Here is a 26,688-nt window from a genome sequence, read left to right on the forward strand (position 1 = left end):
GTTTCGTGGGCGTGCACGGTATTCAGGCCGTCGCGACAGGAATCTTGCCGATCTTCGCCTGCCACTCCTTCGGCCCGGTGACGTGGGCCGAGGTGCCGCCGGCATCCACCGCCACCGTCACCGGCATGTCCTTCACGTCGAATTCGTAGATGGCTTCCATGCCCAGGTCTTCGAAGCCGAGCACCTTGGCCGACTTGATCGCCTTGCTGACGAGGTAGGCCGCGCCGCCCACGGCCATCAGGTAGGCGCTCTTGTGCTTTTGAATCGCTTCGATCGCCACCGGGCCGCGCTCGGCCTTGCCGACCATCGCGATCAGGCCGGTCTGCGACAGCATCATGTCGGTGAACTTGTCCATCCGGGTGGCGGTGGTCGGGCCTGCGGGGCCCACCGCCTCGTCGCGTACCGGGTCGACCGGGCCGACGTAGTAGATGACGCGGTTGGTGAAGTCGACCGGCAGCTTCTCGCCTTTGGCCAGCATTTCCTGGATGCGCTTGTGCGCCGCATCGCGCCCGGTCAGCATCTTGCCGGACAGCAGCAGCGTGTCGCCCGGCTTCCAGCTCGCCACTTCGTCCTTGGTGAGCCTGTCGAGATCGACCTTCTTGCTCTTGTTGTAGTCAGGCGCCCACTTCACGTCGGGCCACAGGTCGAGGCTGGGCGGCTCGAGGTAGGCCGGGCCCGAGCCGTCGAGCACGAAGTGCGCATGGCGGGTGGCGGCGCAGTTCGGGATCATCGCGACCGGCTTGGAGGCTGCGTGCGTCGGGTAGGTCTTGATCTTGATGTCGAGCACCGTGGTCAGGCCGCCCAGGCCCTGGGCGCCGATGCCGAGCGCATTGACCTTCTCGTACAGCTCGACGCGGAGTTCCTCGAGCTTGTCCTGCGGGCCGCGCTGCAGCAGCTCGTACATGTCGATGTCTTCCATCAACGACTCCTTCGCCAGCAGCATCGCCTTCTCGGCGGTGCCGCCGATGCCGATGCCCAGCATGCCGGGCGGGCACCAGCCGGCGCCCATGGTGGGCACCGTCTTCAGCACCCAGTCGACCAGCGAGTCGCTCGGGTTCATCATCACGAACTTCGACTTGTTCTCAGAGCCGCCGCCCTTGGCCGCGACGATCACGTCGACCGTATCGCCCGGCACCACTTCCATGTGGATCACCGCGGGCGTGTTGTCCTTGGTGTTCTTGCGCTCGAAGTGCGGGTCGGCCAGCACCGAGGCGCGCAGCTTGTTCTCGGGGTTCAGGTAGCCGCGGCGCACGCCTTCGTTGACGGCGTCGGCGATCGAGCCCGAAAAGCCCTCGAAGCGCACGTCCATGCCGATCTTCAGGAACACGTTGACGATGCCGGTGTCCTGGCAGATGGGCCGCTTGCCTTCGGCGCACATCTTGGAGTTGGTCAGGATCTGCGCGATCGCGTCCTTCGCGGCCGGCGACTGCTCGCGCTCGTAGGCGCGGGCCAGGTGCTGGATGTAGTCGGCCGGGTGGTAGTAGCTGATGTACTGGAGGGCCGCGGCGACGCTCTCGACGAGATCGTCTTGCTTGATCGTGGTGGTCATGGTGTCTGGGCGATGGTTTTCGGGGGCGGGCAGGATTATCTCAGCCGGGGCTTACAAAAGCCTGCCGGAGGGGCAAGGCTGCCCGGTGGGCAGGGCCGCCCGGCCCGAGTCAGTCTTCGCGCCGCTCAGGTACCGCGTCGTCCGGCACCGGGGCCTTCGACCGCAGTTGCAGATGCAAGGCCGCCTGGGCCATCAGGTTGGCCGACACCGGGGCTGTCACGAAGATGAACAGCGTGATCAGCAGTTCGGCGAAGCCGGCGCGTCCTTGTGCCGCGGCGAACAGCATCGAGGCGGTCAGCAGGCTGCCCAGGCCCAGCGTCGAGGCCTTCGTCGGTGCATGCAGCCGCATGAAGAAGTCGGGCAGGCGCACCAGACCGATGGCACCGACCAGCGTGAAGAAGGCGCCGACCACGAGCAGTGCGGCGACCAGCCATTCCATCCATGAAGACATCGATGACCCTCCGGTGCCTTATTCGATGACGTCGCCGCGCGTCAGGTAGCGGGCCAGCGCCACGGTGGAGACGAAGCCGAGCATCGCCACCAGCAGTGCGGCTTCGAACAACAGGTAGGAGCCCACGCGGATGCTGAGCAGCACGACCAGCCCGACGGCATTGATGTAGAGCGTGTCGATCGCGAGCACGCGATCGACGGCGTCGGGGCCCTTCATCAGGCGCCAGCCGCATAGCACCACGGCGACGGCCACGGCCAGCAGCGCGACGTTCAAGGCGATGTCGAGCACGCCGGTCATGCGGTTCTCCTGGTGTTCAACTCGCGTTCGAAGATGAAGCGCAGCGGCGTCTCGTAGCGCTGCTTGATCTCGCAGGCCATCGCCTGCGGGTCGTCGCAATCCAGCGCGTGGACGAGGATCTCGCCGCGCTCTTCGTCGATGACGCACGATACGGTGCCTGGCGTTGTCGTGATGATCGTCGCCAGCAACGCGATGGCGGTGGGGTGGGTGGCGTCCAGCGGCACGCACACCCAGGCCGGCCGCGGGCGCGACATCGGCCCGAGTACCAGCCTGGCGACCGTGATGTTGGCGATCACGATGTCCCCCAGCACCACGGCGGCCAGACGCAGCGCGGGCACCATGCGGGGCCGGCTGCCGGCTGGCAGGAAGTGCCGCAGCAGCACCGGCACCGCCAAGCCGAGCACGACGGCCCAGACCACCTGTACCGGCTCGTAGGTGTGCATCAGCAGCAGCCAGCTTGCTGCCAGCAGCGACGAAAGTATCGGGTGCGGCAGCCACCGATCGCGTGCTGATACCGGGGGGCGCAGGCTCATCGCTTACTCCTTCTTCCCGGGCGGCGTGACGGCACCCGAACCGGTGTAGGGCCGGGCCGTCTCGGCTCGTGTGCCGCCCTGCGAGCCGAGCACGGCAGCCGCATAGGCCGCGTGGTCGCGCAATTGTTCGGCAGTGGCATCGGTATAGCGCTTCAATGGCGACGCGAACACCGCCATCACGACGCCGGCCAGCAGCAGCGACAGTGTGGCGGCGATCAGCCGCGGGCTGGATCCCGAGGCGCTCGCCGCGCCGCCTTTCGGCAGGTCGGGCAGCACGCTCCAGAACAGGATCGTGCCTGCGCGGGCCAGGCCGACGAGCGTCAGGAAGCCGACGCCGAGCACCACGCTCCAGACCCAGGGCTGCGCCGGTAGCCCGGCGGCGCTGTCGAGGATCATCAGCTTGCCCAGGAAGCCGGGCAAGGGCGGCAGGCCGGCGACGGACGCCGCGCCCAGCAGCATCATCAACCCGAGCGCCACGGGCTGCGCGACCGGTTGTGCCGGCCGCAGATGATCCTGTGCGGCGCCGCGTTGCGAAGCGACCAGTTCGACCAGCAGAAACAGTCCAGCGATCACCAGTGTGCTGTGTGCCATGTAGTACAGCGCCGCCGACAGCGCCTGCGGCGTGAACAGTCCCACGCCGGCGAGGATGGTGCCGACCGACGCGACGGTGAGGTAGGCCACCATGCGCGCCATCGAGTTCGAGGCGAGCGCACCCAGCACGCCGAGCGCGCCGGTGGCCAGCGCGACCGGCAGGATCCACGGCTCGGCCGTTTGCGCCGAGGCGCCGGCCTGGGCGCCGAAGATCATCGTGTGCACGCGCACGATGCTGTAGACGCCGACCTTGGTCATGATGGCGAAGAGCGCTGCGACCGGCGCGGCGGCCTCGGCGTAGGTCCGCGGCAGCCACATGTACAGCGGCACCACCGCCGCCTTCAGGCCGAACACGACCAGCAGCATCAGCGCCGCGGCCTGCAGCACCGGCGCCTGCTCCGCGCTCACCTTGGCGACGCGCAGGGACAGGTCGGCCATGTTCAGCGTGCCGGTCATCGCATAGAGCAGTGCGACGCCGACCAGGAACAGCGCCGACGCGGCCAGGTTCAGCACCACGTAGTGCACGCCTGCCTTGTAGCGTGCCTCGCCCTGGCCATGGACGAGCAGCACGTAGGAAGCGATCAGCAGCACCTCGAAGAACACGAACAGATTGAACAGATCGCCCGTGACAAAAGCGCCGGAAAGGCCCATCAGCTGGAACTGGAACAGCGCATGGAAGTGCCGGCCGTGCGCGTCCCAGCCGCCGGCGGCATACCACAGGACCGGCAGCGCGATCAGGTAGACCAGCACCAGCATCAGCGCCGACAGCCGGTCGACGACCAGCACGATGCCGAAAGGCGCCGGCCAGTCGCCCAGGCGGTAGACCGCCAGAACGTCTTCATGCGCTCCGATCATCAACTGCACTGCCAGGAACAGGCCGATCGCGGCCGAGGCCATGCTGATGTGCCGCCGCCAGCGCAGCCGGATGTCGTCGTGACCGATTTCGCCGCTCGGGTGGCACAGCACCAGCATCAGCATCGCCGTCAGCGAAGGCAGCAGCACCGGCAGCACCGGCAGGTGGGCGGCCAGCCAGGGAGGTAGCAGGGCGGTCACGGCGTGGAGCCCTCCCTGGCCGACGCATGCTGTTGCGCCTCTTCGCCGTCGACGTGATCGGTGCCCGTCTCGTGGCGCGAGCGCAATGCGAGCTCGATGATGAAGCCGGTGGTGGCGAAGCCGATCACGATGGCCGTCAACACCAGCGCCTGCGGGAGCGGGTCGGCCACCGGTGCTTCACGGGTGAGGATCGGTGCGGCGTCGGACCACAGCCGACCCATCGCGAAGATGAACACGTTGACGGCATAGCCCAGCAGCGTCAGACCGAGCACGACCGGGAAAGTGCGCCCGCGCAGCAGCAGGTAGATGCCGCACGCGGTCACGACACCGATGCCGCTGGCGACGAGGAATTCGAGGCTCGGCATCACGAGGCGCTCTCCTGGGTGGCGGGACGAACGAGGCTTTCCTTGCTGACCGAGCCGAGCACCGACAGCATCAGCATCGTGGCGCCGACGACGGTGATGTACACGCCCAGGTCGAACAACGCGGCCGACGCCAGCGGCAGCTCACCGAGCAGCGGCAGCACCGGGTGCCCATGCGCGCTGGTCAGGAAGGGGCGGCCGAAGAGGAAGGCGCCGAGGCCGGTGGCCGCAGCGATGAACAGACCCAGTGCGATCCAGCGCACAAAGCGCAGCCCGGACGGCGAGCGCAGCAGGTTCTCGGCACGCGACTGACCGACCGCCATGTATTGCAGCACCAGCGCCACCGACGTGATCAGCCCGGCGATGAAGCCGCCCCCCGGCAGGTTGTGGCCGCGCAGAAAGATGTAGAGCGTGACGATCATCGCCACCGGCATCACCAGGTGGCTGGCGACCCGCAGCAGCAGCGGCGACGAGGCGAAGGTCCAGCGTCGGCCCGCCGGGTCGGTGGCGGGGCGGCGTATGCGCATGCCTTCGAGCAGCGACACGACGCCCAGCGCGGCAATGCCGAGCACCGTGATCTCGCCGAAGGTGTCGTAGCCGCGGAAGTCGACCAGGATGACGTTGACCGCGTTGGTGCCGCCGCCACCCGGCACCGATTGTTCGAGGAAGAACCACGAGATCGAGTCGTGGTTGCGCGTCAGCATCAGCCAGGTCAGCCAGGCGATGCCGATGCCCCCCGCGGCCGCCATCACGGCGTCGCGCACGTGCCGCACGGCGGAGGATTCCTTGGGCGAATGCTGCGGCAGCAGCGCCAGGCCCATCAGCAGCAACACGGTCGAGACGACGTCAACCGACAGCTGTGTCAGCGCCAGGTCGGGTGCCGACAAGGAAACGAAAGTGAGCGAGGCGACCAGCCCGACGGCGCTGGTGTACACCACGGCCTTGAAGCGGTCATGGTGTCGCAGCACCAGCGCCCCGCAGGCGGCGATCAGCAGCAGCCAGACCGCCAGCGCCAGCGGGCTGCCCGGCACCAGTTCGCGCGGACCTGAGGACGGGCTGCCTTGCAGCAGCAAGGGCACGGCCGCCACGACGATGGCCGAGCCGACCAGCCAGGCCGCGTAGCGTTGCAGCGACGCGTTCTCCACCGCCTGCGTGACGCGTCCGGCCACCAGGAACAGCCGGTCGAGCAACTTCCAGAACACCACGGTAGCGGTGTAGCCGCGCACCCAGCGCTCGACCACCTGCTCGTGCAGGCGGAACAGGCGCTGCAGCATGAAGTACATCGCCACGCCGCCGACCAGCGCGACGATGCTCATCGCCAGCGGCAGGTTGAAGCCGTGCCAGATGGCCAGGTGGTATTCCGGCAGTTCGCGCCCCAACACCGCAGTGGCAGCCACGTGCACCAGCGGGCCGAACGTGAACGCCGGCAGCAAGCCCACGACGATGCAGATCACCACCAGCAGACCGACCGGTGCCTTCATGAAGAAGGGCGGTTCGTGGGGGTGCGGGTTGGGCAGGTTCTTCGGCTCGGCATGGAAAAACACGTCGTGAATGAAGCGCAGCGAGTAGGCCACGCTGCAGATGCCGGCGAAAGTGGCGGCCAGGGGCAGGGTCCAGCCCCAGTCGGCCGTCACGGTCTCTGCGAAGAACATCTCCTTCGACAGAAAGCCGTTCGCCAACGGGACACCGGCCATCGATGCGGCAGCCACCATCGCGAGCGTCGCGGTGATCGGCATGTATTTCCACAGACCGCCCAGCTGGCGCATGTCGCGCGAGCCGGTCTCGTGGTCGATGATGCCGGCAGTCATGAACAGCGATGCCTTGAAAGTGGCGTGGTTCAGCACGTGGAAGACCGCCGCCACGGCCGACAGCGGCGAACCGAGCCCGATCAGGAAGGTGATGAGCCCGAGGTGGCTGATCGTCGAATAGGCCAGCAGACCCTTGAGGTCGTGCTTGAACACCGCCACGAAGGCCGCGAACGTGAGCGTGACGATGCCGACCGTCGCGACGATACTTTCGAACAGGACCGTGCCGCCGAGTACCGGGTACAGCCGTGCGAGCAGGAAGACGCCCGCCTTGACCATCGTCGCGGAGTGCAGGTAGGCCGACACCGGCGTCGGCGCGGCCATCGCTTCGGGCAGCCAGAAATGAAACGGCACCTGCGCGCTCTTCGTGAAGCAGCCGAGCAGGATCAGGATCAGCGCCACCGGGTAGCGTGCATCGGCCTGGATCTCGGGGACGCGGTGGAACATCTCGCTCAGCTCGTAGGTGCCCGCGATCTGGCCGAGCACGATGATGCCCGCCAGCATCGCCAGGCCACCGCCGCCGGTCACCATCAATGCCGTTCGCGCGCCCGCACGGGCGTCGGCGCGGTGGTGCCAGTAGCCCACCAGCAGGAAGGACGACAGGCTGGTCAGCTCCCAGAACACCACGAGCAGCAGCAGGTTGTCCGACAGCACGACGCCGAGCATCGCCGCCATGAAGAGCATCATCAAACCGTAGAACTTGGCGATCGAGTCCTCGGGGCCGAGGTAGTAGTGCGCATACAAAATGATCAGCAGCCCGATGCCGGTGATCAACAGCGCAAACATCAGCGCCAGCCCGTCGAGGCGGAAGCCGAGGGCGAGCCCGATCTCCGGGACCCAGGGCCAGGATTCGAGCAGGGTGCGGCCCTGAAAGACGTCACTGGCACCGGCCAGCAGCAGCACCATGCTGGCGGCCGTGATGGCGGCCGCGCACCACGCCACCATGGCGCGGCGCATGGGCGACGGGGGGCAGCCGGCGATTTTTCTTCCCAGCAGGCCGGTCGACAAGGTGCCCGCAATCAGGGGCAGCAGGACAGTCAGCAGCAGCACGGCGGTGGTTCCCTTCGAGCAGCGGCCGATTGTATGGGTGCCAATGCAAATCCCGGGCGATGACCCGGCACGGCATCGAAGGCGCCGTCAGGTGTCTTGACAGCGTCTCAGTGCCGGTGTGGCCGCCACAGCACGCGCACCAGCACGTAGCCGGTCAGACTGGCGCAGCAAGCGAGCACCAGCAGGCCCGTCGCGAGCGGCAATCCCGCGGTCTGCACCCAGTACAGCACCGATTCCAGCCAGCCGGTGTGCTGCGCGACCTGGCCTGCTTCGGACGCGATCACGTCAGCCACCGGGCCGGCGCTGCGGGCTTCGATCAGGCGCGTGCCCAACCGGTACGCGAGCCAGTAGATGGGAGGGAAGGTGATCGGGTTCGTGATCAGCGTGCTGACCGCGGCGGTCGGCACGTTGCCGCGCAGCACGATGGCCAGCACGGCGGCGAACAGGAACTGCGCCAGTGGCAGCAGCAGGCCGAAGAACAGCCCGATCGCGACACCGCGGGCGACCGGTTCGCGGTCGAAATGCCACAGGCGGTCATCGTCGAGGTGGCGGGCCACCGGCCGCAGCCAGCGGTTGCTCAAGACCTTCTCTTTGGGAGGCAGCCAGCGGTGCGGCATAGACGACGGCAGTACGGCGTCAGGTCACTCGTGCACGGATCGGGCCAGCAGCCGGTCGGTCATCGCGATCGCCAGCGCCGACAGCAGGAAGACGACGTGAATGATCGTCTGCCACTGCAGCACTTGCAACTCGTAGTTGCCGGCATTGATGAAGGTCTTCAGCAGATGGATCGACGAGATGCCGATGATGGCGGTGGCCAGCTTGACCTTCAGCACCGAGGCGTTGACATGACTGAGCCATTCCGGCTGGTCGGGGTGGCCTTCGAGCCGCATGCGCGAGACGAAGGTCTCGTAGCCGCCGACGATGACCATGATCAGCAGGTTCGAGATCATCACGACATCGATCAGCGCCAGCACCACCAGCATGATCACCGTTTCATTCAGTGTCACGAGCGGCGCGGTGGACTTGTAGCCGATGCTCGAGACCAGCTTGGCGAGGGCTTCGTCGTTGCCGAGGGCGGCTTCGATGAGGTGCCACAGCTCGACCCAGAAATGGAAAACGTAGACGCACTGCGCCAGGATCAGGCCGAGATACAACGGCAATTGCAGCCAACGGCTGGCAAAGATGAGATTGGGAAGCGGGCGCAGCTGGGCGCTGCGAGGGTCGGGGATCTGGGCCATCGAGGGATACTGCAGTGAAGACTCAGGGATTGTCCGGATGCCGAGGATTCTAGTTGTCAGAATATGTCGGCCGGGGTATTGGGACATTCGGCGCAGAGTAAGCCGTTCGTAAGAGCGCGTCCGTAAGGTTCCACACTATTCCAGGGCCCATTGCATTCAAATTCCCACAATAGGAGACGGTCATGTCGACCAGCGATCAGGAGACCAAGCTCTATGTTCCTTCGGAGGCGGCGGTGAAGGCGGCCCACGTATCGGGCATGGACGCCTACCGCAAGCTGTGCGACGAGGCCGACGCCGACTACGAGGGCTACTGGGCTCGCCTGGCGCGCGAGTTCGTCGCGTGGAAGCAGCCGTTCACGCAAGTGCTGGACGAAAGCAACGCGCCGTTCTTCAAATGGTTTGCCGACGGCACGCTGAACGTGTCGTACAACTGCCTCGACCGCAATGTCGAGCAGGGCCGCGGCGACAAGGTCGCGATCATCTTCGAAGCCGACGACGGCAAGGTCACGCGCGTCACGTACAACGAGCTGTTGACCCAGACCTCGCAGCTCGCCAACGCGCTGCGCTCGATGGGCGTCAAGAAGGGCGATCGCGTTGTCATCTACATGCCGATGTCGGTCGAGGGCGTCGTTGCGATGCAGGCGTGCGCGCGCATCGGCGCGACCCACTCGGTGGTCTTCGGCGGCTTCTCCGCCCAAAGCCTGCGCGACCGCATCGAGGATGCCGGCGCGGTGATGGTCATCACCGCCGACGAGCAGATGCGCGGCGGCAAGCAGTTGCCGCTGAAGGCCATCGTCGACGAGGCACTCTCGCTGGGCGGCTGCGACACGATCAGGAACGTCGTCGTCTACCAACGCACCGGCGGCAAGGTCGCCTGGGGCGCGCGCGACAAGTGGCTGCACGATGTGGTGGCAGGCCAAGCCATCACCTGCGAGCCGGAATGGGTCGAGGCCGAGCACCCGCTCTTCCTGCTGTACACCTCTGGTTCGACCGGCAAACCCAAGGGGGTGCAGCATGCCGGCGGCGGCTACCTGCTGCATGCCGCATTGACGACCAAGTGGACCTTCGATCTGAAACCCGAGGACGTGTTCTGGTGCACGGCCGACATCGGGTGGGTCACCGGCCACACCTATATCGCCTACGGCCCGCTGGCCAACGGCGGCACCCAGATCGTCTTCGAGGGCGTGCCGACCTACCCGGACGCCGGCCGCTTCTGGAAGATGATCCAGGACCACAAGGTCACCATCTTCTACACGGCGCCCACGGCGATCCGCTCGCTGATCAAGGCCGCGGAGTCGAACGCCGACGTGCACCCGCGTGAGTACGACCTGTCGTCGCTGCGGCTGCTCGGCTCGGTCGGCGAGCCGATCAACCCGGCGGCCTGGGAGTGGTACCACCTCAACATCGGCGGAGGCCGCTGCCCCATCGTCGACACCTTCTGGCAGACCGAGACCGGCGGCCACATGATCACGCCGCTGCCCGGGGCCACGCCGCTGGTGCCGGGGTCGTGCACGCTGCCCTTCCCGGGCATCATGGCCGCCGTGGTCGACGAGACCGGCAAGGACGTGCCCTGGGGCCAGGGCGGCATCCTCGTCGTGAAGAAGCCGTGGCCGTCGATGATCCGCACGATCTGGGGTGACCCCGAGCGCTTCAAGAAAAGCTACTACCCGGCCGACTTCCAGGGCAAGTACTACCTGGCGGGAGATGGCGCGATCCGCGACGCGAAGACCGGCTATTTCACGATCACCGGCCGCATCGACGACGTGCTCAACGTCTCCGGCCATCGCATGGGCACGATGGAGATCGAGTCCGCCCTGGTGTCCTGCACCGAGCTGGTGGCCGAAGCCGCGGTCGTCGGTCGCCCCGACGACACGACCGGCGAGGCCATCTGCGCTTTCGTGGTGCTCAAGCGTCCTCGCCCGACCGGCGAAGAGGCCAGGCAGATTGCCAAGCAGCTGCGCGACTGGGTCGGCAAGGAGATCGGCCCGATCGCCAAGCCCAAGGACATCCGCTTCGGCGACAACCTGCCGAAGACGCGCTCGGGCAAGATCATGCGACGGCTGTTGCGCTCGATCGCGAAAGGCGAGCAGATCACTCAAGACACTTCGACGCTGGAGAACCCCGCGATCCTCGATCAGTTGTCGCAGTCGAACTGATCGAGGCGGCCCGACAGGGCCGCAGGCGCGCAGCGCCGCTCGCGGGGGACGGGGTTCACTCATATCGCGCAGCGATGTGAGTGGGCACCAGAATCCGCGTGCTGCAGTTATCGCAGTCGAACTGATCGAGGCGGCCCGACAGGGCCGTAGGCGCGCAGCGCCGCTCGCGGGGGACGGGGTTCACTCATATCGCGCAGCGATGTGAGTGGGCACCAGAATCCGCGTGCTGCAGTTGTCGCAGTCCAACCGACTCGATCAACACGTTGAGGCTGCCCAAAGGGCCGCCCCCAGCGGCGCCTCTCGATCCGCGCTACGCTAGTCGGCTTTTCCCGCCGACGAGCCTCATGTTCCGCTTCCCCGATTTCCTGGCCGAAAGCCGCGCGCTCGTGCGGCTGGCCACGCCCATCGTCCTGTCGCAGGTCGCCTACGTGTTGATGGGCCTGACCGACACCGTGATGTCGGGCCACGCCGGCGCAGCCGAACAGGCCATCGTCGGCCTCGGCGTGGCGCTGTGGATGCCGGTCTTCATCGGGCTGATGAGCGTCGTGCAGGCGGTCAGCCCGGTCGTGGCCCACCATTTCGGTGCCGGCAATGTCGCAGGCATCGTTGCCGACACGCGCGAAGGCGTCTGGCTGGCGGCCTTCGGCGGCCTGGTGCCGTTCGCGCTGCTGCCCTTCGTGCAGCCCTTGCTGCTGTCAGCGGGCATCGATGCCGTGCTGGCGGCTGGCGCGGCCTGGTACCTGTGGGGCGTCGCGTTCGGCTTGCCCGCGGCGCTGGTGTTCCGTGCCATCGGCTTCTATTCGGCCAGCATCAACCATCCGAAACCGCTGATGGTGCTGGCCTTCGTCGGGCTGGTCGTCAACACCTTCCTCAACTGGGTGTTGATCTACGGACACCTCGGTTTTCCGGCGATGGGTGGGCCGGGTTGCGGCTGGGCGACGGGCATCAGCATGTGGGTCGGACTGGTCGGCTTGGTGTTCTGGACGGCGAGGGCCGACGTCTACAAGGCCTGCTATCTGTGGCACGGTTGGTCCTGGCCGACCTGGCGCGGCCAGCGGCAGCTGTTGCGCATCGGCCTGCCGATGGGCGGCGCGGGGCTCGCCGAGGTGGCGGCCTTTTCCGGCATTGCGGTGCTGGTCGGACGCTTCGGGGCGGTCCAGATCGCCGCGCACCAGGTCGCGTTGAACTTCTCCGCGCTGATCTTCATGCTGCCGATGGGTCTGTCATCCGCGCTGTCGATCCGTGTCGGGCAGAGCCTGGGCGCCGCCGACCCTTGGAGGGCCCGCTTCATCGCCTGGACCGGCATCGGGCTCGGCCTGCTGATCGCCGCCGCGGCGATCGGCCCGATCGTTCTCGGACGGCATGCGATCACCGAGCTGTACAGCAGCGACGCGGCCGTGCGCAGCCTGGCGGCCTCGCTGCTGCTCTTCGCGGCGTTCTGGCAGCTCTTCGACGCGACGCAGGTGTGCGCCCTCGGCGCGCTGCGCGGCTACAAGGTGACGCTGGTGCCGATGCTGATGATGCTGGTCGCGTTCTGGGTGGTCGGCATACCGCTGGGGGCGTGGCTCGGCTACGCTGGCCTGCCCGGGGGCGAGCCGATGCAGGTGTACGGCTTCTGGATCGGCCTGGTGGCCGGGCTGGTGCTGGTCTCCGCCGCGCTCAGCCTGGCGCTGCGCGTGGTGTCGCGGGCAGCCATCGTCCAGCGGGCGCCCGCGGCCTCGGCTTCTGCAGGCCGCCTCGGCGCGGCGTAGCCGGGGTGGCAAAGGTAGACTGCGCCCCCTGCCAAGTGCACACCTCGACCATGCCGACTCCTACCGCGCTGATCGACTTCATCGATCCGAACGAATCGGGGGCGCGTACACGCCTGGCGTTCGACGCACCGCGGCAGGTGTGGAGCGCGAGCACGGTGGAGGAGGTCCCGGCCGTGCTCGATGCGGTCGAACGCGCTGCCGCGCAAGGAGACTGGTGCGTCGGCTTCGTCGCCTATGAAGCCGCGCCGGCCTTCGACCCGGTCTTCGAGGTGCACACCGGCGATGGCCCGTTGGCGTGGTTCGCCGCCTTCGAACAGGCGCGCGAGTGGCCAGCGCCCGAGGCTGGGGCCTATGCGCGCCTCGCCTGGTCATCGGCGCTCGGCCGCGAAGGATTCGACGTGGCGATCACACGGATCCACCAGGCCATTGCCGAGGGCGAGATCTACCAGGTCAACTACACGGCCGCGTTGCTCAGCGCTTTCCAGGGCCAGCCGCTCGCGCTGTTCCGCGCGCTGCACCGTGCGCAGCCGGACGGCTATGCGGCGTATATCGACACCGGCGGGATGCAGGTGCTGTCGGTCTCGCCCGAGTTGTTCTTCGACTGGCGTGACGCCCGCCTGCTGGGCCGCCCGATGAAGGGCACGGCATTGCGCGGCGCGACGCCGCAGGAGGACGAAGCCCGGGCGCTGGCGCTGCGCACGACCGAGAAGGAGCGGGCCGAGAACCTGATGATCGTCGACCTGATCCGCAACGACCTGTCGCGCGTGGCCGAGCCCTTCTCGGTGCGGGTGCCGCGCCTGTTCCACACCCAGCCCTTGCCGACGGTGTGGCAGATGACCTCCGACGTCGAAGCCCGGACGCGCCCCGGGACGACCCTGCGAGAAGTGTTCGGCGCCTTGTTTCCTTGCGGCTCGGTGACCGGAGCGCCGAAGGTGCGGGCCATGCACTGGATCCGGGCGCTGGAAAGCGAGGCGCGGGGCGTCTATTGCGGAGCCGTCGGGGTGGTGAAGCCGGGCGGAGCGGCGACCTTCAATGTCCCGATCCGCACGGTGACGGTACGCGACGGCATCGCGCGCTGCGGTATCGGCAGCGGCATCACCGCGGACGCCAGCGCCGAAGGCGAGTGGGCCGAGTGGTCCGGCAAGCGGGCGTTCCTGGAACTGGCACGCCAGCCGTTCGAGCTGCTCGAAACCCTGCGGCTCGAAGAAGGCCGATGTCTTGCAGCCGAAGCTCACCTGGCGCGCATGGCCGGTGCCGCGAGGCATTTCGGCTACCCGTGGGAGGCCGCCCGGGTGCAGGCCGCGCTCGCCGAGCTGGCCGCTGCACACGCGCACGGCAGCTGGCGGGTCAGGCTGCTGCTCGACTCGGCCGGCACGCCGCACGCCGAGGCGCAGCCGATGCCTGCGACGCCGTCGCGCGTGAAGGTGTGCCTCGCGGCCTCACCGATCGAGGCGCCGGCCCTTGATTTCCTGCGCTTCAAGACGACACGGCGCGAGCACTACGACCGCTACGCGCCGGTCGGCCAGGACGTGTTCGATACGCTGCTGTACAACGCCGCCGGCGAACTGACCGAGTTCACGCGCGGCAACGTCGCGGTGCAACTGGACGGTCGCTGGGTGACGCCGCCGCTGGGTTGCGGTTTGCTGGGCGGCGTGGCCCGGGCGCAGGCGCTGCAGGACGGGCGCCTGAGCGAAGCCGTCGTTCATGTCGACGATCTCGCACGTGCGCAGGGGCTGGCCTTTGTCAACAGCCTGCGCGGCTGGATCGACGCTGACCTGCAGGTGCAGCCGGCCGCTCAAACGTGAAAAAGCCCGCAGGGCAGCACGCCTGCGGGCCGTTCGACAGCCTCGTCAGTTTACTTCTGTGACAGGATCCACTGCACCAGCGTCTTCGCATCGGCTTCGGTGACCTGCGCGTTGGCCGGCATGGGCACCGGCCCCCAGACGCCGGAGCCGCCCTTGATGACCTTGACGGCCAGCTTGTCCACGGCATCCTTCTGGCCGGCGTACTTGGCCGCGACGTCCTTGAAGGAGGGCCCGACGAGCTTCTTGTCGACGGCATGGCAGGCCATGCAGTTCTTCTGCTGGGCGAGTTGCTGGTTCGCAAGCGCCGGGGTGGCGATGGCGCCGAGGAGGGCGGCGAGAGCGAGGGCGTGTTTCATGGCGTCCTTTCGGTCAAGGTGGGGATGGGCTACATTTTTGTGAACGCATTCTATGCGTCGGGGTTGACCTGAATCCGGCGCGAACGTTGCATAAATCGCAGGAGAAACGTGATGTGGTTCGTGGTGATCGGAATGATCCTGATCCTGCTCAAGTGGCTGGAAGTCGGGCCCTTCGCGGAGTGGTCGTGGTGGGTGGCGCTGGCACCGTTTCCCTGTGCGATCGGGTGGTGGGCCTGGGCGGACATGACCGGCTACACCAAGCGCAAGGAAATGGAAAAGATGGAAGAGCGCAAGAAGGAGCGGCGCGAGAAGAACATGGTCGCGCTCGGCACGCAGCAGCGCAAGCGGCGCTGATCGGTCCTGAACGGCAAAAAGGCGGCTCGAAAGCCGCCTTTTTGTTGCCTGGCTGCTGGCGGCTTCAGTCGAACTTGTCGAGCACCGCACCCGAGCTGGCGCTGGACGCGGTATGCGAGAACTTGGCGAGCACGCCGCGGGTGTAGCGGGGCGCCGGCGCCTTCCAGGCTGCGCGGCGACGTGCGATCTCGTCGTCGCCGACGTTCAGCTGCAGCACCAGCCGGTGCGCGTCGATCGTGATCGAATCGCCTTCCTGCACCAGCGCGATCGTGCCGCCGACGGCGGCTTCGGGCGCGACATGGCCGACCACCATGCCCCAGGTGCCGCCCGAGAAGCGGCCGTCGGTGATCAGGCCGACCGATTCGCCCAGTCCCTGTCCGATCAGCGCGCCGGTAGGCGCCAGCATCTCCGGCATGCCGGGGCCGCCTTTGGGCCCCAGGTAGCGCAGCACCATCACGTCGCCGGCCTTGATCTGCCCGGCCATGATCGCGGCCAGGGCCGACTGCTCGTCGTCGAACACACGCGCCGGCCCGGTGATGACCGGGTTCTTCAGGCCGGTGATCTTGGCCACGCAGCCCTCGGGCGACAGATTGCCTTTCAGGATGGCCAGGTGACCTTCGGCGTAGATCGGCTGCGCCACCGGCCGGATCACGTCCTGGTCGGCGCGCAGATCCGGCACGTCGGCCAGGTTCTCGGCCACCGTCTTGCCGGTGATCGTCATGCAATCGCCGTGCAGCAAGCCTGCCTTCAGCAACTCTTTCATCACCGCCGGGATGCCGCCGGCACGGTGCAGGTCGATCGCCAGGTATTTGCCGGACGGTTTCAGGTCGCACAGCACCGGAATCTTCTTGCGCATGCGTTCGAAGTCGTCGATCGTCCATTCGACCCCGGCCGCATGCGCGATGGCCAGGTAATGCAGCACGGCGTTGGTCGAACCGCCGGTGGCCATGATCACAGCCACCGCGTTCTCGATCGCCTGCTTGGTGACGATGTCGCGCGGCTTCAAATCCTTCTTGACGGCCTCGACGAGCACCGCAGCCGCGTGCTTGACGTTGTCGAGCACCTCGTCCTCGACATTGGCCATCGTGGACGAGTACGGCAGGCTCATCCCCAGCGCCTCGAACGACGAACTCATCGTGTTGGCGGTGTACATGCCGCCGCAGGAGCCGGAGCCGGGAATCGCGCGGCGCTCGATCTCGCAGAAGTCCTCCTCGGTCATCTTGCCGGCCGAGAACTGGCCGACCGCCTCGAACACGCTGACGATGTTCAGGTCCTGGCCCTTGTACTTGCCCGGCAGGATGGTGCCGCCGTAGATGTACAAGGCCGGCACATTGGCGCGCAGCATGCCCATCATGCCGCCGGGCATGTTCTTGTCGCAGCCGCCGATCACGATGACGCCGTCCATCCATTGGCCGCCGACACAGGTCTCCACGCAGTCCGAGATCACCTCCCGCGAGACCAGGCTGTACTTCATGCCCTCGGTGCCCATCGCCATGCCGTCGCTGATGGTCGGCGTGCCGAAGATCTGCGGGTTGGCGCCTGCGGCCTTCAGACCGGCGACTGCCGCGTCGGCCAGCCGCTGCAGCCCGGAGTTGCACGGCGTGATCGTCGAGTGCCCGTTGGCGACGCCGATCATCGGCTTGGAGAAGTCTTCCTCCTGGTAGCCCATGCCGTAGTACATGCTGCGGTTCGGCGCGCGGGCCACGCCTTCGGTAATGTTCTTAGAGCGGCGGTTGTAGCTCATCTCGGTCCTCGTGGGTGCATGGGATGGGTGCGAGTGCAGGCGTGCAGTATGCGACGAGCGTAAATGATGCTCAAATATATCTTTTGAGCAGTTCTGATCTACCAAATATATCAATGGATTTGCGCCAACTGCGCCAGTTCGTCGCGGTGGCCGAAGAGCTGCACTTCGGTCGCGCTGCCAAGCGCCTGCACATGACGCAGCCGCCGTTGACGATGGCGATCCGCCAACTCGAGGAGACGCTCGGCGCCGAGCTGTTCGCGCGCACGCGACGTTCGGTGGTGCTGAACCCGGCCGGCGAGGCCTTGCTGCCCCAGGCTCGGCGGCTGCTGGCCGAAGCCGAGCAACTCGGCCCACTGGTGCGCTCGGCGGCCGCGGGGCAGCTCGGGCAGCTGCGTCTGGGTTTCGTCTCCACCGTGGGTTATGGGCCGCTGCCCGGCTGGCTGAAGCGGTTTCGAGAGACTCACCCCGGTGTCGCGCTGAGCCTGAAGGAGGCCACGCTCGACGTGCAACTCGAGGCCTTCGCCGCCGGCGAGATCGACGCCGGCTTCGTGCTCCATGCTCCGGGCGCTGCGCCGACCGGATTCCAGGCACTGCCCGTGATGCGCGAGCCGCTGGTGCTCGCACTCGCGGCGGACCACGCGTTGACGCGGCGACCGCGGCTGCCTCTGCGCGACGCACTGGGCGAGCCGTTGGTGATCTTCCCGCGGGCCATCACCCCCTCGCTTTATGATGCGGTGCTTTCGCTGTACAGCAGCCACCAGGCGGTGCCGCAGATCGCGCAGGAGGCGATCCAGATGCAGACCATCGTGAACCTCGTATCCGCCGGCATGGGTGTCGCGTGGGTGCCGGAATCGGTCACCCGGCTGCAGCGCCCGGGTGTCGCCTACCGGCCGCTGGCTGCCAGCGGCCTGGCCTGCGAGACCAGCCTGATCTGGCCGCTGCAGCACCGACCGGTGGTCGACCGATTCATCGATCACGTGAGCCTGCACGGCGGCGCGACCGACGCGAGGCAGCCCTTTCAACCACACGCTACCCGAGGAACCCGCTGATGCTCGTGCATCCACAGTTCGACCCCATCGCGCTGAAGATCGGCCCCCTGGCGATTCACTGGTACGGCATCACCTACCTTGTCGCCTTCGGGCTGTTTTTGTGGCTGGCCTCGCTGCGCGTGAAGCAACCGCAGTATGCACAGGCAGGCTGGACGCGACGTGACGTCGAGGACCTGCTGTTCTATGGCGTGCTCGGTGTCGTGCTCGGCGGGCGCATCGGCTACGTGCTGTTCTACAAGCCCAACTACTACCTGGCGCATCCGCTCGAGGTTTTCGCCGTGTGGCAAGGCGGCATGGCGTTTCACGGAGGGCTCCTGGGAGTGCTGGTCGCGATGGCGCTGTACGCCCGCAGCCGCAGGCGTCGCTTCTTCGACGTGACCGACCTGATCGCCCCCTGCGTGCCGACGGGTCTTGCCGCCGGGCGCATCGGCAACTTCATCAACGGCGAGCTGTGGGGGCGCCCGGCCGACCCGAGCCTGCCGTGGGCGATGGTCTATCCGCAGTCGGGCAGCGACATCGCGCGGCATCCGTCGCCGCTGTACCAGTTCGCGCTTGAAGGCATGCTGTTGTTCGTGCTGCTGTGGCTCTATGCGCGCAAGCCGCGCGCCACAGGGCAGGTGTCGGGCGCCTTCCTGGCCGGCTATGGCATCTTCCGTTTCATCGCCGAGTACTTCCGCGAGCCGGACAGCTTTCTCGGTTTGCTGGCATTGAACATGAGCATGGGTCAGTGGCTGTGCATCCCCATGATCGTTGCCGGTGCGCTGCTGTGGTGGTGGTCGGGGCGCCAGCCTGCCGCGATGCCCCAGACGAGGGCATAGCACCCAAAAAAAGCGGTCTTTGCGCGCGAAGCGCAAAGACCGTCGAAGAGGGCAAAGCCCTGAGGAGATAAGGAGCAAACCGCCAACGTGGCGTGCACCTGCTCACGCAAGCGTTGTGCCAGCCGCGGCGCTGCGCGCACTCAAGCCGCGATCTTCTCGGCGTGGATGTGCCGCGTGTACAGAAAATCCAGCACGCTCTTGCGGCAAGCGATGTAACGCGGGTCCTCGGAGAGCGCGACGCGATCGCGGGGCCTCGGCAGCCCGACCGACAAGATGTCCCCGATCGTCGCGGCGGGGCCGTTGGTCATCATCACGATGCGGTCGGACAGCAGCACCGCCTCGTCGACGTCGTGCGTCACCATCACCACGGTACTGTGCGTGCGCGCCACGATCTTCAGCAACTCGTCCTGCAGGTGAGCGCGCGTCAACGCGTCGAGTGCACCGAAGGGCTCGTCCATCAGCAGCACCTTGGGCTCCATCGCCAGCGCCCGTGCAATTCCCACGCGCTGCTTCATGCCGCCCGAGATCTCGTGCGGGCGCTTCGACAGTGCGTGTCCCATGCCCACCAGTTCCAGTGCCGCCTGGGTGCGCGCTTTGAGCTGGGCCTTGCCTTCCTTGCGGCCGAAGACGCGCTCCACGGCCAGGTGGACGTTGTCGAAACAGGTCAACCACGGCAGCAGCGAGTGGTTCTGGAACACCACCGCGCGTTCGGGCCCGGGCGCGTCGATCTCACGGTTGTCGCACAGCAGCACGCCTTCGGTGGGCGTGAGCAGGCCGGCGATCAGATTCAGCAAGGTCGATTTGCCGCAGCCCGAGTGCCCGATCAGCGTGACGAACTCCCCTTGGTCGACACCGAGCCGGATGTCGCGCAACGCATGAAAGTGGCCCTTGCGGGTGTGGAACACCATCTCGGCGTTCTGGACTTCGATGAAGTGTCGGCTCATGCGGTCCTCCTTCAATCTTCGTAGCTGAAGCGTTTGGCGACGAAGATCAGCATGTGTTCGAGCATCAGGCCGACCACGCCGATCATGAAAATCGCGATCAGGATGTGCTGGACGTTCAGGTTGTTCCACTCGTCCCAGACCCAGAAGCCGATGCCGACCCCGCCGGTCAGCATTTCAGCGGCGACGATGACCAGCCACGCGGTGCCGACGGACAAGCGCACGCCGGTCAGCATGTAGGGCAACACCGCGGGGACAAGGATCTTCGTGATCACCCTCCATTCGCTCAGGTTCAGCACCTTGGCCACGTTCAGGTAGTCCTGCGGCACGCGCTGCACGCCGACCGCGGTGTTGATGATCATCGGCCAGATCGAGCAGATGAAGATGGTCCAGATCGCCGCCGGGTTGGCCGACTGGAACACCAGCAACCCGATCGGCAGCCACGCCAGCGGCGAGACCGGGCGCAACAGGCTCACGACGGGCGAGACCATGCTGTCGAGCACCGCAAAGCGACCGATCATGAAACCGAGCGGAATGCCCACCAGCGCGGCCAGCCCGAAGCCCAGCGCCACGCGCTGCAGCGAGTACAGCACGTTCCAACCGATCCCCTGATCATTCGGGCCGTTGCTGTAGAAGGGGTCGCTGAAGATCGTCACCGTCGCATCGAACGTCGCGGCCGGGGTCGGGAAGCGGGCGCCGTCGATCGTCGCGAGCGCCCAAATGCCCAGCAGCAGCCCGATGCCGAAGATCGGCGGCAGCACCTTCAGCCCCAGGCCTTTCCAGTCGAAGACGCGGGCCGGCGGCTTCTGAGCTGCCGGGTCCGGGGAAGTCGGCGCAGGCCTCGCTGTCAGGGGAGCGGCGCGGAGGCTGCCGTTGTCGGCGTTGCGGGTTTCCGTCACCGACGGGTGAAAGACGGCACTGACCATCGTGTTCTCCTTGAGGTGCGGCATCAACCGTTCTTGATCTTGAACCCGTCGGCGTACTTGGCCGGCTCCTTGCCGTCCCACACCACGCCGTCGATCAGCTTGCTCGATCTCATGAGGTCTTTCGGCACGCTGACCTTGGCAGCGGCGGCCGCCTGCTTGTACAGCTCGATCTGGTTGATCTGCCTGGCCACCCCCAGGTAGTCCGGGTGCTCCTTCACCAGCCCCCAGCGCTTGTGCTGAGTCAGGAACCACATGCCGTCGCTCAGATAGGGGAAGTTCACCGCGCCGTCGTTGAAGAATTTCATGTGATTGGGGTCGTCCCAGGTCTTGCCGAGGCCGTTCTGGTAGCGGCCCAGGATGCGCTGGTTGATCGCGTCGACGCTGGTGTTCACGTACGCCTTGTCGGCCACCGTCTCGGCCATCTTCAGCTTGTTCTGCAGGCCCGCGTCGATCCACTTGCCGGCCTCCAGGATGGCCGCCATCACGGCGCGGCAGGTATTGGGGTGCTTCTTGACGAAGTCGGCGGTCGTGCCCAGTGTCTTCTCGGGGTGGTCCTTCCAGACCTCCTGCGTCGTCACCGCAGTGACGCCGATGCCGTCCATGATGGCGCGGTGGTTCCACGGCTCGCCCACGCAGAAGCCGTCCATGTTGCCGACGCGCATGTTCGCCACCATCTGCGGCGGCGGCACGGTGATCACCTTGGCCTCCTTGAAAGGGTTGATCCCGGCCGAAGCCAGCCAGTAGTACAGCCACATCGCATGCGTGCCGGTCGGGAAGGTCTGCGCGAAGGTGTAGTCGCGCTTGTCGGCGGCCATGGCCTTGGCCAGGGAGGCGCCATCGACGGCACCCTTTTCGGCCAGCTTCTTCGAGAGCGTGATCGCCTGCCCGTTGTTGTTCAGGCTCATCAGCACCGCCATGTCCTTCTTCGGGCCGCTGATGCCGAGATGCACGCCGTAGATCAGACCGTAGAGCACGTGCGCTATGTCCAGCTCGCCATTGACCAGCTTGTCCCGCACACCGGCCCAGGATGCTTCCTTGGTCGGGATGATCTTGACGCCGTACTTCCTGTCGATGCCGAGCACGGAGGCCATCACGACCGACGCGCAGTCGGTCAGCGGAATGAAGCCGATGCGCACCTCTTCCTTTTCTGGCTTGTCGGAGCCTTGTGCCCAGACGGCAGACTGCAGGCCCGGCACCATGCTGCTCGCGCCGGCGGCGGCGGTCGCCTTCAATACCGTACGCCGGCTCAGGGAGGCTTTCTGCGATGCGTTCACTTTCATCTCGACCCTCGTGTTGGAAGTCGCAAAACAAAAAGGCGTCCACACGCGAGCCGTCTCGAATGACGGATCGGTGAGGACGCCTTCGTCCTGGAGCAAGCCGCCTCGCCACTGAGGCACTCGCATCCATGCAGGGATCGCCGTTGATCCCCGAGGCGACTCTCGCAACCCCTGTGCCAGCAGAAAACCGGCAACTCCGCCCGCTTGAGCCCCGTTACGGTGCGCGGCGGCGCGTGCACCGCACAAGCGCTGTGCGGCTCGCGCTGTTCACGCTCATCCGAGCATGTCCGCCACGTCGATCACGCGCTGCGCCACGTCGGCGAGACGCAGCCCCTTGTCCATCGACGCCTTGCGCAGCCGTTCATAGGCGTCCTGCTCGTTGCAGCGGTGCCGGCTCATCAGGATGCCTTTTGCGCGGTCGACGACCTTGCGGTCCTGCAATTGCGTCCTGGCGTCGGCCAGTTCCCGGCGCAGACCCTCCTCGTGTTGGAACCGGGCGAGTGCGATGTCCAGGACCGGTTTGACGCGCTCCGAGGCGAGGCCCGCGACCACATAGGCCGTCACGCCGGCCGCGATGGCGTCCTTCACGTGGGACGTATCGCTGTCATCGGTGAACAGCACGATGGGGCGGCGTGCGTCGCGGGTCGCGAACACCACATGCTCCAGCGTGTCGCGAGCCTGGCTTTCCGCGTCGACGATGATCATGTCCGGCTGGATCTGCGCCAGCCGCTCGGGCAGGAATACGTCAGGCGGCAGCACTGCGACGATGTTGTAGCCGCCCTCCAGCAGGCCGATGCGCAGGCTGCGAGAGCGCTCGGCCTCCCACCACGCCTGGGCGTCGGCCGGATCGGGGGCCAGGGTGTCGGGGGCGACGATGACGATGCGCAGGGCAGGAGCGGTGTCCATGGCGCGGCAAGGCAGCAACATCCAGGCCAGCCACTCGCCATGCAAAACGCCGGCGTGTTGCCGGCGTCGTCGTGTCGGGAAGGGCGGGCGTCAGAGGTGGCGCGGCGGATGCGGACGCAGCGTGCGGCGCAGCCATTCCAGCGAACGGCCGGCCGCGGTCAGTGCGCGGGGCGCCTCGGCATGGTCTCGTTCGAGCAGCACGCCGCTGGCGTTCAGCCGGCCGAGAAACTGCCGCACCGCCTCGCGTCCCAGCCCGCTGGCCCGCAGCAACTGGGCGAGCGGCACGAAGCCTTGCGACATCTGATGCAGCATCCGCTGGTAGGCGGTTCGCTGGTAAGCAACCGGTAGCTCCGGCCAGCCCGACAATTTGTATTCTTTCATGGCTCCAACGACTCCCGGGCGGTCAGCCGCCTCGTCTTGCGATGCAAGGGAGCGAAGCCTACCGGGGTGGTTTTCCCTTGCAAAGAGCAATAAGGCCTACTTTGGTGCAAACCCTAGCATGAAGATGTGACAAAACGCGAGCAATAGGGGTTGACCGGCACGCCAGCTGCTGCAAGGCGCCTCGTCGGAAGGGCCAAGGTGTCGGAAGATACACTGCGCGGCATGTTGGTCCTCGGCATCGAATCCTCCTGCGACGAAACAGGTGTGGCACTCGTTCGTGCCGCCGACCAGGGCATTCCCCGCTTGCTGTCCCACGCCCTGCACAGCCAGGTCGACATGCACCAGGCCTACGGCGGAGTGGTGCCTGAACTGGCGTCCCGCGATCACATCCGCCGCTTGTTGCCGCTGGCGCGGCAAGTGTTCGACGCGGCCGGCTGCGGCCTCTCCGAGGTGGATGTCATTGCCTACACGCGCGGTCCCGGGCTCGCCGGTGCCCTGCTGGTGGGTGCAGGGGGCGCGTGCGCGCTGGCCGCGTCGCTCGGCAAGCCGGTGCTGGGGATCCATCATCTCGAGGGTCACCTGCTGTCGCCTTTCCTGTCAGTCGACCCGCCACAGTTCCCCTTCGTCGCGCTGCTCGTCTCCGGGGGCCACACTCAACTGATGCGGGTCGACGGCGTCGGTGCCTACGAGCTGCTCGGCGAGACCGTCGACGACGCGGCCGGGGAAGCCTTTGACAAATCCGCCAAGTTGTTGGGGCTGGGCTACCCCGGCGGGCCGCAACTGTCCCGGCTGGCCGAGTTTGGCGACCCGTCCACGTTCGACCTGCCGCGACCGCTGCTGCACAGCGGCACGCTCGACTTCTCGTTTGCCGGGCTGAAGACGGCAGTGTGGACGCAGGTGCGCAAGCTCGGCACCAATGTCTGCGAGCAGGACCGCGCCCATCTGGCTGCCGCCACCCAGGCTGCGATCGTCGAGGTGTTGCTGAAGAAGTCGCTGGCAGCGTTGAAGCAGACCGGGCTGAAGCGCCTGGTGGTCGCCGGCGGTGTCGGCGCAAACCGGTCCTTGCGCGAGCAGCTCGATCTCGCCTGCGGCAAGCGAGGCATCCGGGTGCACTATCCCGAGCTGGCGCTGTGCACGGACAACGGCGCGATGATTGCCCTGGCTGCGGCAATGCGCCTGCAGGCAGGGCGCTCGCGGGCGGTGCGCGACTATGCCTTCGACGTCAAGCCTCGCTGGGAACTCGCCGCCGTCTGAGCCCGTACGGGCCAGGCCCTAGAATCTCGCGCCTCGTTCCTGCGCGGTCGTCGCGCCCTCTTTCGATGCTTGCCATGCCGACCTTCCGACACTGCTCCATGCTCGCGCTCGCTGCGCTGCTGCTTTTGACGGCTACGCTCGTCGCGGCCCAGCCCCGCCCGGTCAAGCTGGCGCTGATCGAAGGCCTCTCCGGCAGTTTCGGCAATGCCGGGGAAGCGGTGCACCGCAACATCGTCTGGGCTGTCGAGCGCATCAATGCGCGTGGCGGCGTCAGGCTGCCCGACGGTCCCCGGCCGCTCGAGGTGATTCGCTTCGACAGCAAGGGTACGACCGATGAGGCGCTGTCGATGTTCAAGTCGGCGATGGACCAGGACATCGGCTTCGTGCTGCAGGGCAACAGCTCGGCCACAGCCGCCGCGCTGATCGATGCCCTGAACAAGCACAACCAGCGCGAGCCGCAACGGCGCGCCCTGTTCCTCAACTACTCCGCGGTCGAGCCCAGCCTCACCAACGAGCGCTGCAGCTTCTGGCACTTCCGCTTCGACGCGCATGCCGACATGCGCCTGGCGGCCCTGATGGACGTGCTGACGGCCGATCTTGCCGTGCAGAAGGTCTACCTGATCGGTCAGGACTACAGCTTCGGGCAGCACGTGGTGCGCAAGGCTCGCGAGCTGCTCGCGCAGCGCCGTCCCGGGCTGCAGGTGGTGGGCGAGGAACTGCACCCGATCGGTCGCATCAAGGACTTCCTGCCGTATGCCGCCAAGATCAAGGCCAGCGGCGCGCAGGCGGTCGTCACCGGCAACTGGGGCAACGACCTCACGCTGCTCGTCAAGGCCGCTCGCGAGGCGGGGCTGGACGCGAAGTTCTACACGTTCTACGGCAATGCTCTGGGGGTGCCGGCGGCGATCGGTGCCGCCGGGGTGGGGCGGGTGCTTGCGGTGGCTGAATGGCACCCGAACACCGGCGCGCCGGCATCCGATGCGTTCTACACCAGCTTTCGCCAGCGTTTTCCCCGCTCCGAGGACGACTACCTGCATGCCCGCATGCAGGCCATGGTGGAGATGCTGGCGCAAGCCATCGAGGCTGCCGGCAGCACGGAAGCGGCAGCCGTGGCCCGCGCCCTGGAAGGGGCTCGATTCGACGGCCGCGCGCTGGGCGGGGTCCATGAAGGCCGGATGCGGGCTGCTGATCACCAGTTCATCCAGCCGTTGTATGTGAGCGAGATGCAGCGCGTCGGCAGCGAAGGGACCCGTTTCGACAACGAAGGCTCCGGCTTCGGCTTCCGGACGGTGCGCCATGTGCCAGCGGCGCAAACCGAGCTGCCGCACGCCTGCGCCATGGATCGCCCCTGAGCGGTTCGGCCGCTTCCCGTATAATTCCCGGGTTTTGCTGCGTCCGCCGCTGTTTGACGGGGGCTGCAAGGCACAAGCACGGCGTGGGTTGGTTTCACCCGCGACCGCAAGTGGCAACGAAACCGCGCGCTCGCATCAACACTCGCCGGGCAGCGGTTTCCATTGAAGGAATCCGATGTCCATCGCAGATATGAACACCGCCGAGATCATCAAGGCGAACGCGCGCGGCCCGGCCGATACCGGCTCCCCGGAAGTGCAGGTGGCCCTGCTGACCGCCCGCATCAACGAGCTGACCCCTCACTTCAAGACGCACGCCAAGGACCACCACGGTCGCCGCGGCCTGCTGAAGATGGTCAACCGCCGCAAGCGCCTGCTGGCCTACCTGAAGAACAAGGACGCCGACCGCTACACCTCGCTGATCCAGAAACTGGGCCTGCGCAAGTAAGTTGGCCGCAGCTCCTGCACGGCCCGCGTCCAGCGTGGCATGGCTCCCGCAAGGGGCCGCAGCACCCCGGTGCGCGGCCTCGATGGGGCCGGTCACTCGGCGCGGTGGGTCGAAGGGAGCCGCACGGTGAAGAAGAGCCTGTCTGGACGTGCCAGCACAGGCTCTTCGTTTTTTGGAGTCGAAGCGACTGAATGGGGTTGCTGTGTCATTCCAGCGGGGTTCTTCACCGAGCCCCGCTGGAATG

The 26,688-nt window shown here is 66.9% G+C and carries 25 protein-coding genes; 9 read left to right on the plus strand and 16 right to left on the minus strand.

Annotated features, from left to right (window positions below; translation table 11 throughout):
- Positions 1 to 22 precede the first annotated feature (22 nt).
- From M8A51_RS02160 to M8A51_RS02200, 9 genes are all read right to left on the minus strand, one after another.
- Positions 23 to 1,549, minus strand: a complete 1,527-nt coding sequence (locus M8A51_RS02160; protein WP_251776464.1) for a fumarate hydratase — start codon at positions 1,547 to 1,549, stop codon at positions 23 to 25.
- A gap of 109 nt (positions 1,550 to 1,658) precedes the next feature.
- Entirely contained in the window at positions 1,659 to 2,000 is a 342-nt protein-coding gene (locus M8A51_RS02165; RefSeq protein ID WP_251776465.1) for a Na+/H+ antiporter subunit G, read from the minus strand.
- 18 nt (positions 2,001 to 2,018) lie between these two features.
- Positions 2,019 to 2,297 (minus strand): K+/H+ antiporter subunit F, encoded by a 279-nt coding sequence (locus M8A51_RS02170; protein ID WP_251776466.1) that lies wholly within the window; start codon positions 2,295 to 2,297, stop codon positions 2,019 to 2,021.
- A complete protein-coding gene (locus tag M8A51_RS02175; protein ID WP_251776467.1) occupies positions 2,294 to 2,830 on the minus strand; it encodes a Na+/H+ antiporter subunit E in 537 nt (178 codons plus the stop codon). Before M8A51_RS02175 ends, M8A51_RS02170 begins: the two co-directional genes overlap by 4 nt.
- A 3-nt stretch (positions 2,831 to 2,833) precedes the next feature.
- Complete coding sequence (locus M8A51_RS02180) at positions 2,834 to 4,474, minus strand: monovalent cation/H+ antiporter subunit D (protein ID WP_251776468.1); 1,641 nt, start codon at positions 4,472 to 4,474, stop codon at positions 2,834 to 2,836.
- Complete coding sequence (locus M8A51_RS02185) at positions 4,471 to 4,839, minus strand: Na+/H+ antiporter subunit C (protein ID WP_251776564.1); 369 nt, start codon at positions 4,837 to 4,839, stop codon at positions 4,471 to 4,473. Before M8A51_RS02185 ends, M8A51_RS02180 begins: the two co-directional genes overlap by 4 nt.
- Positions 4,839 to 7,691, minus strand: a complete 2,853-nt coding sequence (locus tag M8A51_RS02190) for a monovalent cation/H+ antiporter subunit A (protein ID WP_251776469.1) — start codon at positions 7,689 to 7,691, stop codon at positions 4,839 to 4,841. Before M8A51_RS02190 ends, M8A51_RS02185 begins: the two co-directional genes overlap by 1 nt.
- Before the next feature lie 107 nt (positions 7,692 to 7,798).
- Positions 7,799 to 8,272: a DUF2062 domain-containing protein gene (locus M8A51_RS02195; RefSeq protein WP_251776470.1), complete on the minus strand. Its 474-nt coding sequence runs from the start codon at positions 8,270 to 8,272 to the stop codon at positions 7,799 to 7,801.
- Positions 8,273 to 8,332: 60 nt separating this feature from the next.
- A complete protein-coding gene (locus M8A51_RS02200; RefSeq protein ID WP_251776471.1) occupies positions 8,333 to 8,929 on the minus strand; it encodes a YqhA family protein in 597 nt (198 codons plus the stop codon).
- Positions 8,930 to 9,111: 182 nt separating this feature from the next.
- Between M8A51_RS02200 and acs the strand changes: the two genes are divergently transcribed.
- The 3 genes from acs (at position 9,112) to pabB (ending at position 14,641) form a co-directional block, all read left to right on the plus strand.
- Entirely contained in the window at positions 9,112 to 11,085 is a 1,974-nt protein-coding gene (gene acs / locus M8A51_RS02205; protein WP_251776472.1) for an acetate--CoA ligase, read from the plus strand.
- Between the two features lie 344 nt (positions 11,086 to 11,429).
- A complete protein-coding gene (locus M8A51_RS02210; protein WP_251776473.1) occupies positions 11,430 to 12,836 on the plus strand; it encodes an MATE family efflux transporter in 1,407 nt (468 codons plus the stop codon).
- 50 nt (positions 12,837 to 12,886) lie between these two features.
- The gene (pabB, locus tag M8A51_RS02215; RefSeq protein WP_251776474.1) at positions 12,887 to 14,641 is read left to right on the plus strand and encodes an aminodeoxychorismate synthase component I; all 1,755 of its coding nucleotides are present in this window, start codon (positions 12,887 to 12,889) and stop codon (positions 14,639 to 14,641) included.
- A 50-nt stretch (positions 14,642 to 14,691) separates the two neighbouring features.
- Here the strand turns inward: pabB and M8A51_RS02220 are convergent, their stop codons facing one another.
- Positions 14,692 to 14,997 (minus strand): c-type cytochrome, encoded by a 306-nt coding sequence (locus M8A51_RS02220; protein ID WP_251776475.1) that lies wholly within the window; start codon positions 14,995 to 14,997, stop codon positions 14,692 to 14,694.
- 111 nt (positions 14,998 to 15,108) lie between these two features.
- Between M8A51_RS02220 and M8A51_RS02225 the strand changes: the two genes are divergently transcribed.
- Positions 15,109 to 15,351, plus strand: a complete 243-nt coding sequence (locus M8A51_RS02225) for a TIGR04438 family Trp-rich protein (protein ID WP_251776476.1) — start codon at positions 15,109 to 15,111, stop codon at positions 15,349 to 15,351.
- A gap of 64 nt (positions 15,352 to 15,415) precedes the next feature.
- On the opposite strand, the gene ilvD is transcribed toward M8A51_RS02225, so the two are convergent.
- Positions 15,416 to 17,095, minus strand: coding sequence for a dihydroxy-acid dehydratase (ilvD, locus tag M8A51_RS02230; RefSeq protein ID WP_251776477.1), 1,680 nt, complete (start codon positions 17,093 to 17,095; stop codon positions 15,416 to 15,418).
- A gap of 113 nt (positions 17,096 to 17,208) precedes the next feature.
- Between ilvD and M8A51_RS02235 the strand changes: the two genes are divergently transcribed.
- Positions 17,209 to 18,144, plus strand: coding sequence for a LysR family transcriptional regulator (locus M8A51_RS02235; RefSeq protein WP_251776478.1), 936 nt, complete (start codon positions 17,209 to 17,211; stop codon positions 18,142 to 18,144).
- The gene (lgt, locus tag M8A51_RS02240) at positions 18,144 to 18,962 is read left to right on the plus strand and encodes a prolipoprotein diacylglyceryl transferase (protein ID WP_251776479.1); all 819 of its coding nucleotides are present in this window, start codon (positions 18,144 to 18,146) and stop codon (positions 18,960 to 18,962) included. The genes M8A51_RS02235 and lgt overlap by 1 nt, the downstream gene beginning before the upstream one ends.
- Positions 18,963 to 19,102: 140 nt before the next feature.
- On the opposite strand, the gene M8A51_RS02245 is transcribed toward lgt, so the two are convergent.
- The 5 genes from M8A51_RS02245 to M8A51_RS02265 form a co-directional block, all read right to left on the minus strand.
- Positions 19,103 to 19,906 carry an ABC transporter ATP-binding protein gene (locus tag M8A51_RS02245; RefSeq protein WP_251776480.1) on the minus strand — a complete coding sequence of 268 codons (804 nt, stop codon included), beginning with the start codon at positions 19,904 to 19,906 and terminating at the stop codon, positions 19,103 to 19,105.
- 11 nt (positions 19,907 to 19,917) lie between these two features.
- Positions 19,918 to 20,829, minus strand: a complete 912-nt coding sequence (ntrB, locus tag M8A51_RS02250) for a nitrate ABC transporter permease (protein WP_407062193.1) — start codon at positions 20,827 to 20,829, stop codon at positions 19,918 to 19,920.
- A 23-nt stretch (positions 20,830 to 20,852) separates the two neighbouring features.
- Positions 20,853 to 22,109 carry an ABC transporter substrate-binding protein gene (locus M8A51_RS02255; RefSeq protein WP_251776482.1) on the minus strand — a complete coding sequence of 419 codons (1,257 nt, stop codon included), beginning with the start codon at positions 22,107 to 22,109 and terminating at the stop codon, positions 20,853 to 20,855.
- A 270-nt stretch (positions 22,110 to 22,379) separates the two neighbouring features.
- Positions 22,380 to 23,012 (minus strand): ANTAR domain-containing response regulator, encoded by a 633-nt coding sequence (locus tag M8A51_RS02260; RefSeq protein WP_251776483.1) that lies wholly within the window; start codon positions 23,010 to 23,012, stop codon positions 22,380 to 22,382.
- A 90-nt stretch (positions 23,013 to 23,102) separates the two neighbouring features.
- A complete protein-coding gene (locus M8A51_RS02265) occupies positions 23,103 to 23,393 on the minus strand; it encodes a hypothetical protein (RefSeq protein WP_251776484.1) in 291 nt (96 codons plus the stop codon).
- Positions 23,394 to 23,615: 222 nt separating this feature from the next.
- On the opposite strand from M8A51_RS02265, the gene tsaD reads away from it, so the two are divergent.
- The 3 genes from tsaD to rpsO all read left to right on the plus strand — a co-directional run bounded on the left by tsaD (position 23,616) and on the right by rpsO (position 26,444).
- Positions 23,616 to 24,647 (plus strand): tRNA (adenosine(37)-N6)-threonylcarbamoyltransferase complex transferase subunit TsaD, encoded by a 1,032-nt coding sequence (tsaD, locus tag M8A51_RS02270; RefSeq protein WP_251776565.1) that lies wholly within the window; start codon positions 23,616 to 23,618, stop codon positions 24,645 to 24,647.
- A 74-nt stretch (positions 24,648 to 24,721) separates the two neighbouring features.
- Positions 24,722 to 25,999, plus strand: a complete 1,278-nt coding sequence (locus tag M8A51_RS02275) for a branched-chain amino acid ABC transporter substrate-binding protein (RefSeq protein ID WP_407062191.1) — start codon at positions 24,722 to 24,724, stop codon at positions 25,997 to 25,999.
- A 175-nt stretch (positions 26,000 to 26,174) separates the two neighbouring features.
- Entirely contained in the window at positions 26,175 to 26,444 is a 270-nt protein-coding gene (rpsO, locus tag M8A51_RS02280; RefSeq protein WP_251776485.1) for a 30S ribosomal protein S15, read from the plus strand.
- Positions 26,445 to 26,688: the final 244 nt, after the last annotated feature.

The sequence above is a fragment of the Caldimonas mangrovi genome (assembly GCF_023721835.1).
GTDB lineage: Bacteria > Pseudomonadota > Gammaproteobacteria > Burkholderiales > Burkholderiaceae_C > Caldimonas > Caldimonas mangrovi.

Excerpts from the sequence above, each read along its gene's own strand:
- M8A51_RS02185 (WP_251776564.1), bottom strand. The coding sequence starts at position 4,839 with ATGCCGAGCCTCGAATTCCTCGTCGCCAGCGGCATCGGTGTCGTGACC.
- pabB (WP_251776474.1), top strand. The coding sequence starts at position 12,887 with ATGCCGACTCCTACCGCGCTGATCGACTTCATCGATCCGAACGAATCG.
- M8A51_RS02225 (WP_251776476.1), top strand. The coding sequence starts at position 15,109 with ATGTGGTTCGTGGTGATCGGAATGATCCTGATCCTGCTCAAGTGGCTG.
- M8A51_RS02170 (WP_251776466.1), bottom strand. The coding sequence starts at position 2,297 with ATGACCGGCGTGCTCGACATCGCCTTGAACGTCGCGCTGCTGGCCGTG.
- M8A51_RS02220 (WP_251776475.1), bottom strand. The coding sequence starts at position 14,997 with ATGAAACACGCCCTCGCTCTCGCCGCCCTCCTCGGCGCCATCGCCACC.
- M8A51_RS02255 (WP_251776482.1), bottom strand. The coding sequence starts at position 22,109 with ATGAAAGTGAACGCATCGCAGAAAGCCTCCCTGAGCCGGCGTACGGTA.
- ntrB (WP_407062193.1), bottom strand. The coding sequence starts at position 20,829 with ATGGTCAGTGCCGTCTTTCACCCGTCGGTGACGGAAACCCGCAACGCC.
- M8A51_RS02175 (WP_251776467.1), bottom strand. The coding sequence starts at position 2,830 with ATGAGCCTGCGCCCCCCGGTATCAGCACGCGATCGGTGGCTGCCGCAC.
- M8A51_RS02160 (WP_251776464.1), bottom strand. The coding sequence starts at position 1,549 with ATGACCACCACGATCAAGCAAGACGATCTCGTCGAGAGCGTCGCCGCG.
- rpsO (WP_251776485.1), top strand. The coding sequence starts at position 26,175 with ATGTCCATCGCAGATATGAACACCGCCGAGATCATCAAGGCGAACGCG.
- M8A51_RS02200 (WP_251776471.1), bottom strand. The coding sequence starts at position 8,929 with ATGGCCCAGATCCCCGACCCTCGCAGCGCCCAGCTGCGCCCGCTTCCC.
- M8A51_RS02265 (WP_251776484.1), bottom strand. The coding sequence starts at position 23,393 with ATGAAAGAATACAAATTGTCGGGCTGGCCGGAGCTACCGGTTGCTTAC.
- acs (WP_251776472.1), top strand. The coding sequence starts at position 9,112 with ATGTCGACCAGCGATCAGGAGACCAAGCTCTATGTTCCTTCGGAGGCG.
- ilvD (WP_251776477.1), bottom strand. The coding sequence starts at position 17,095 with ATGAGCTACAACCGCCGCTCTAAGAACATTACCGAAGGCGTGGCCCGC.
- M8A51_RS02275 (WP_407062191.1), top strand. The coding sequence starts at position 24,722 with ATGCCGACCTTCCGACACTGCTCCATGCTCGCGCTCGCTGCGCTGCTG.
- lgt (WP_251776479.1), top strand. The coding sequence starts at position 18,144 with ATGCTCGTGCATCCACAGTTCGACCCCATCGCGCTGAAGATCGGCCCC.
- tsaD (WP_251776565.1), top strand. The coding sequence starts at position 23,616 with ATGTTGGTCCTCGGCATCGAATCCTCCTGCGACGAAACAGGTGTGGCA.
- M8A51_RS02235 (WP_251776478.1), top strand. The coding sequence starts at position 17,209 with ATGGATTTGCGCCAACTGCGCCAGTTCGTCGCGGTGGCCGAAGAGCTG.
- M8A51_RS02165 (WP_251776465.1), bottom strand. The coding sequence starts at position 2,000 with ATGTCTTCATGGATGGAATGGCTGGTCGCCGCACTGCTCGTGGTCGGC.
- M8A51_RS02260 (WP_251776483.1), bottom strand. The coding sequence starts at position 23,012 with ATGGACACCGCTCCTGCCCTGCGCATCGTCATCGTCGCCCCCGACACC.
- M8A51_RS02245 (WP_251776480.1), bottom strand. The coding sequence starts at position 19,906 with ATGAGCCGACACTTCATCGAAGTCCAGAACGCCGAGATGGTGTTCCAC.
- M8A51_RS02210 (WP_251776473.1), top strand. The coding sequence starts at position 11,430 with ATGTTCCGCTTCCCCGATTTCCTGGCCGAAAGCCGCGCGCTCGTGCGG.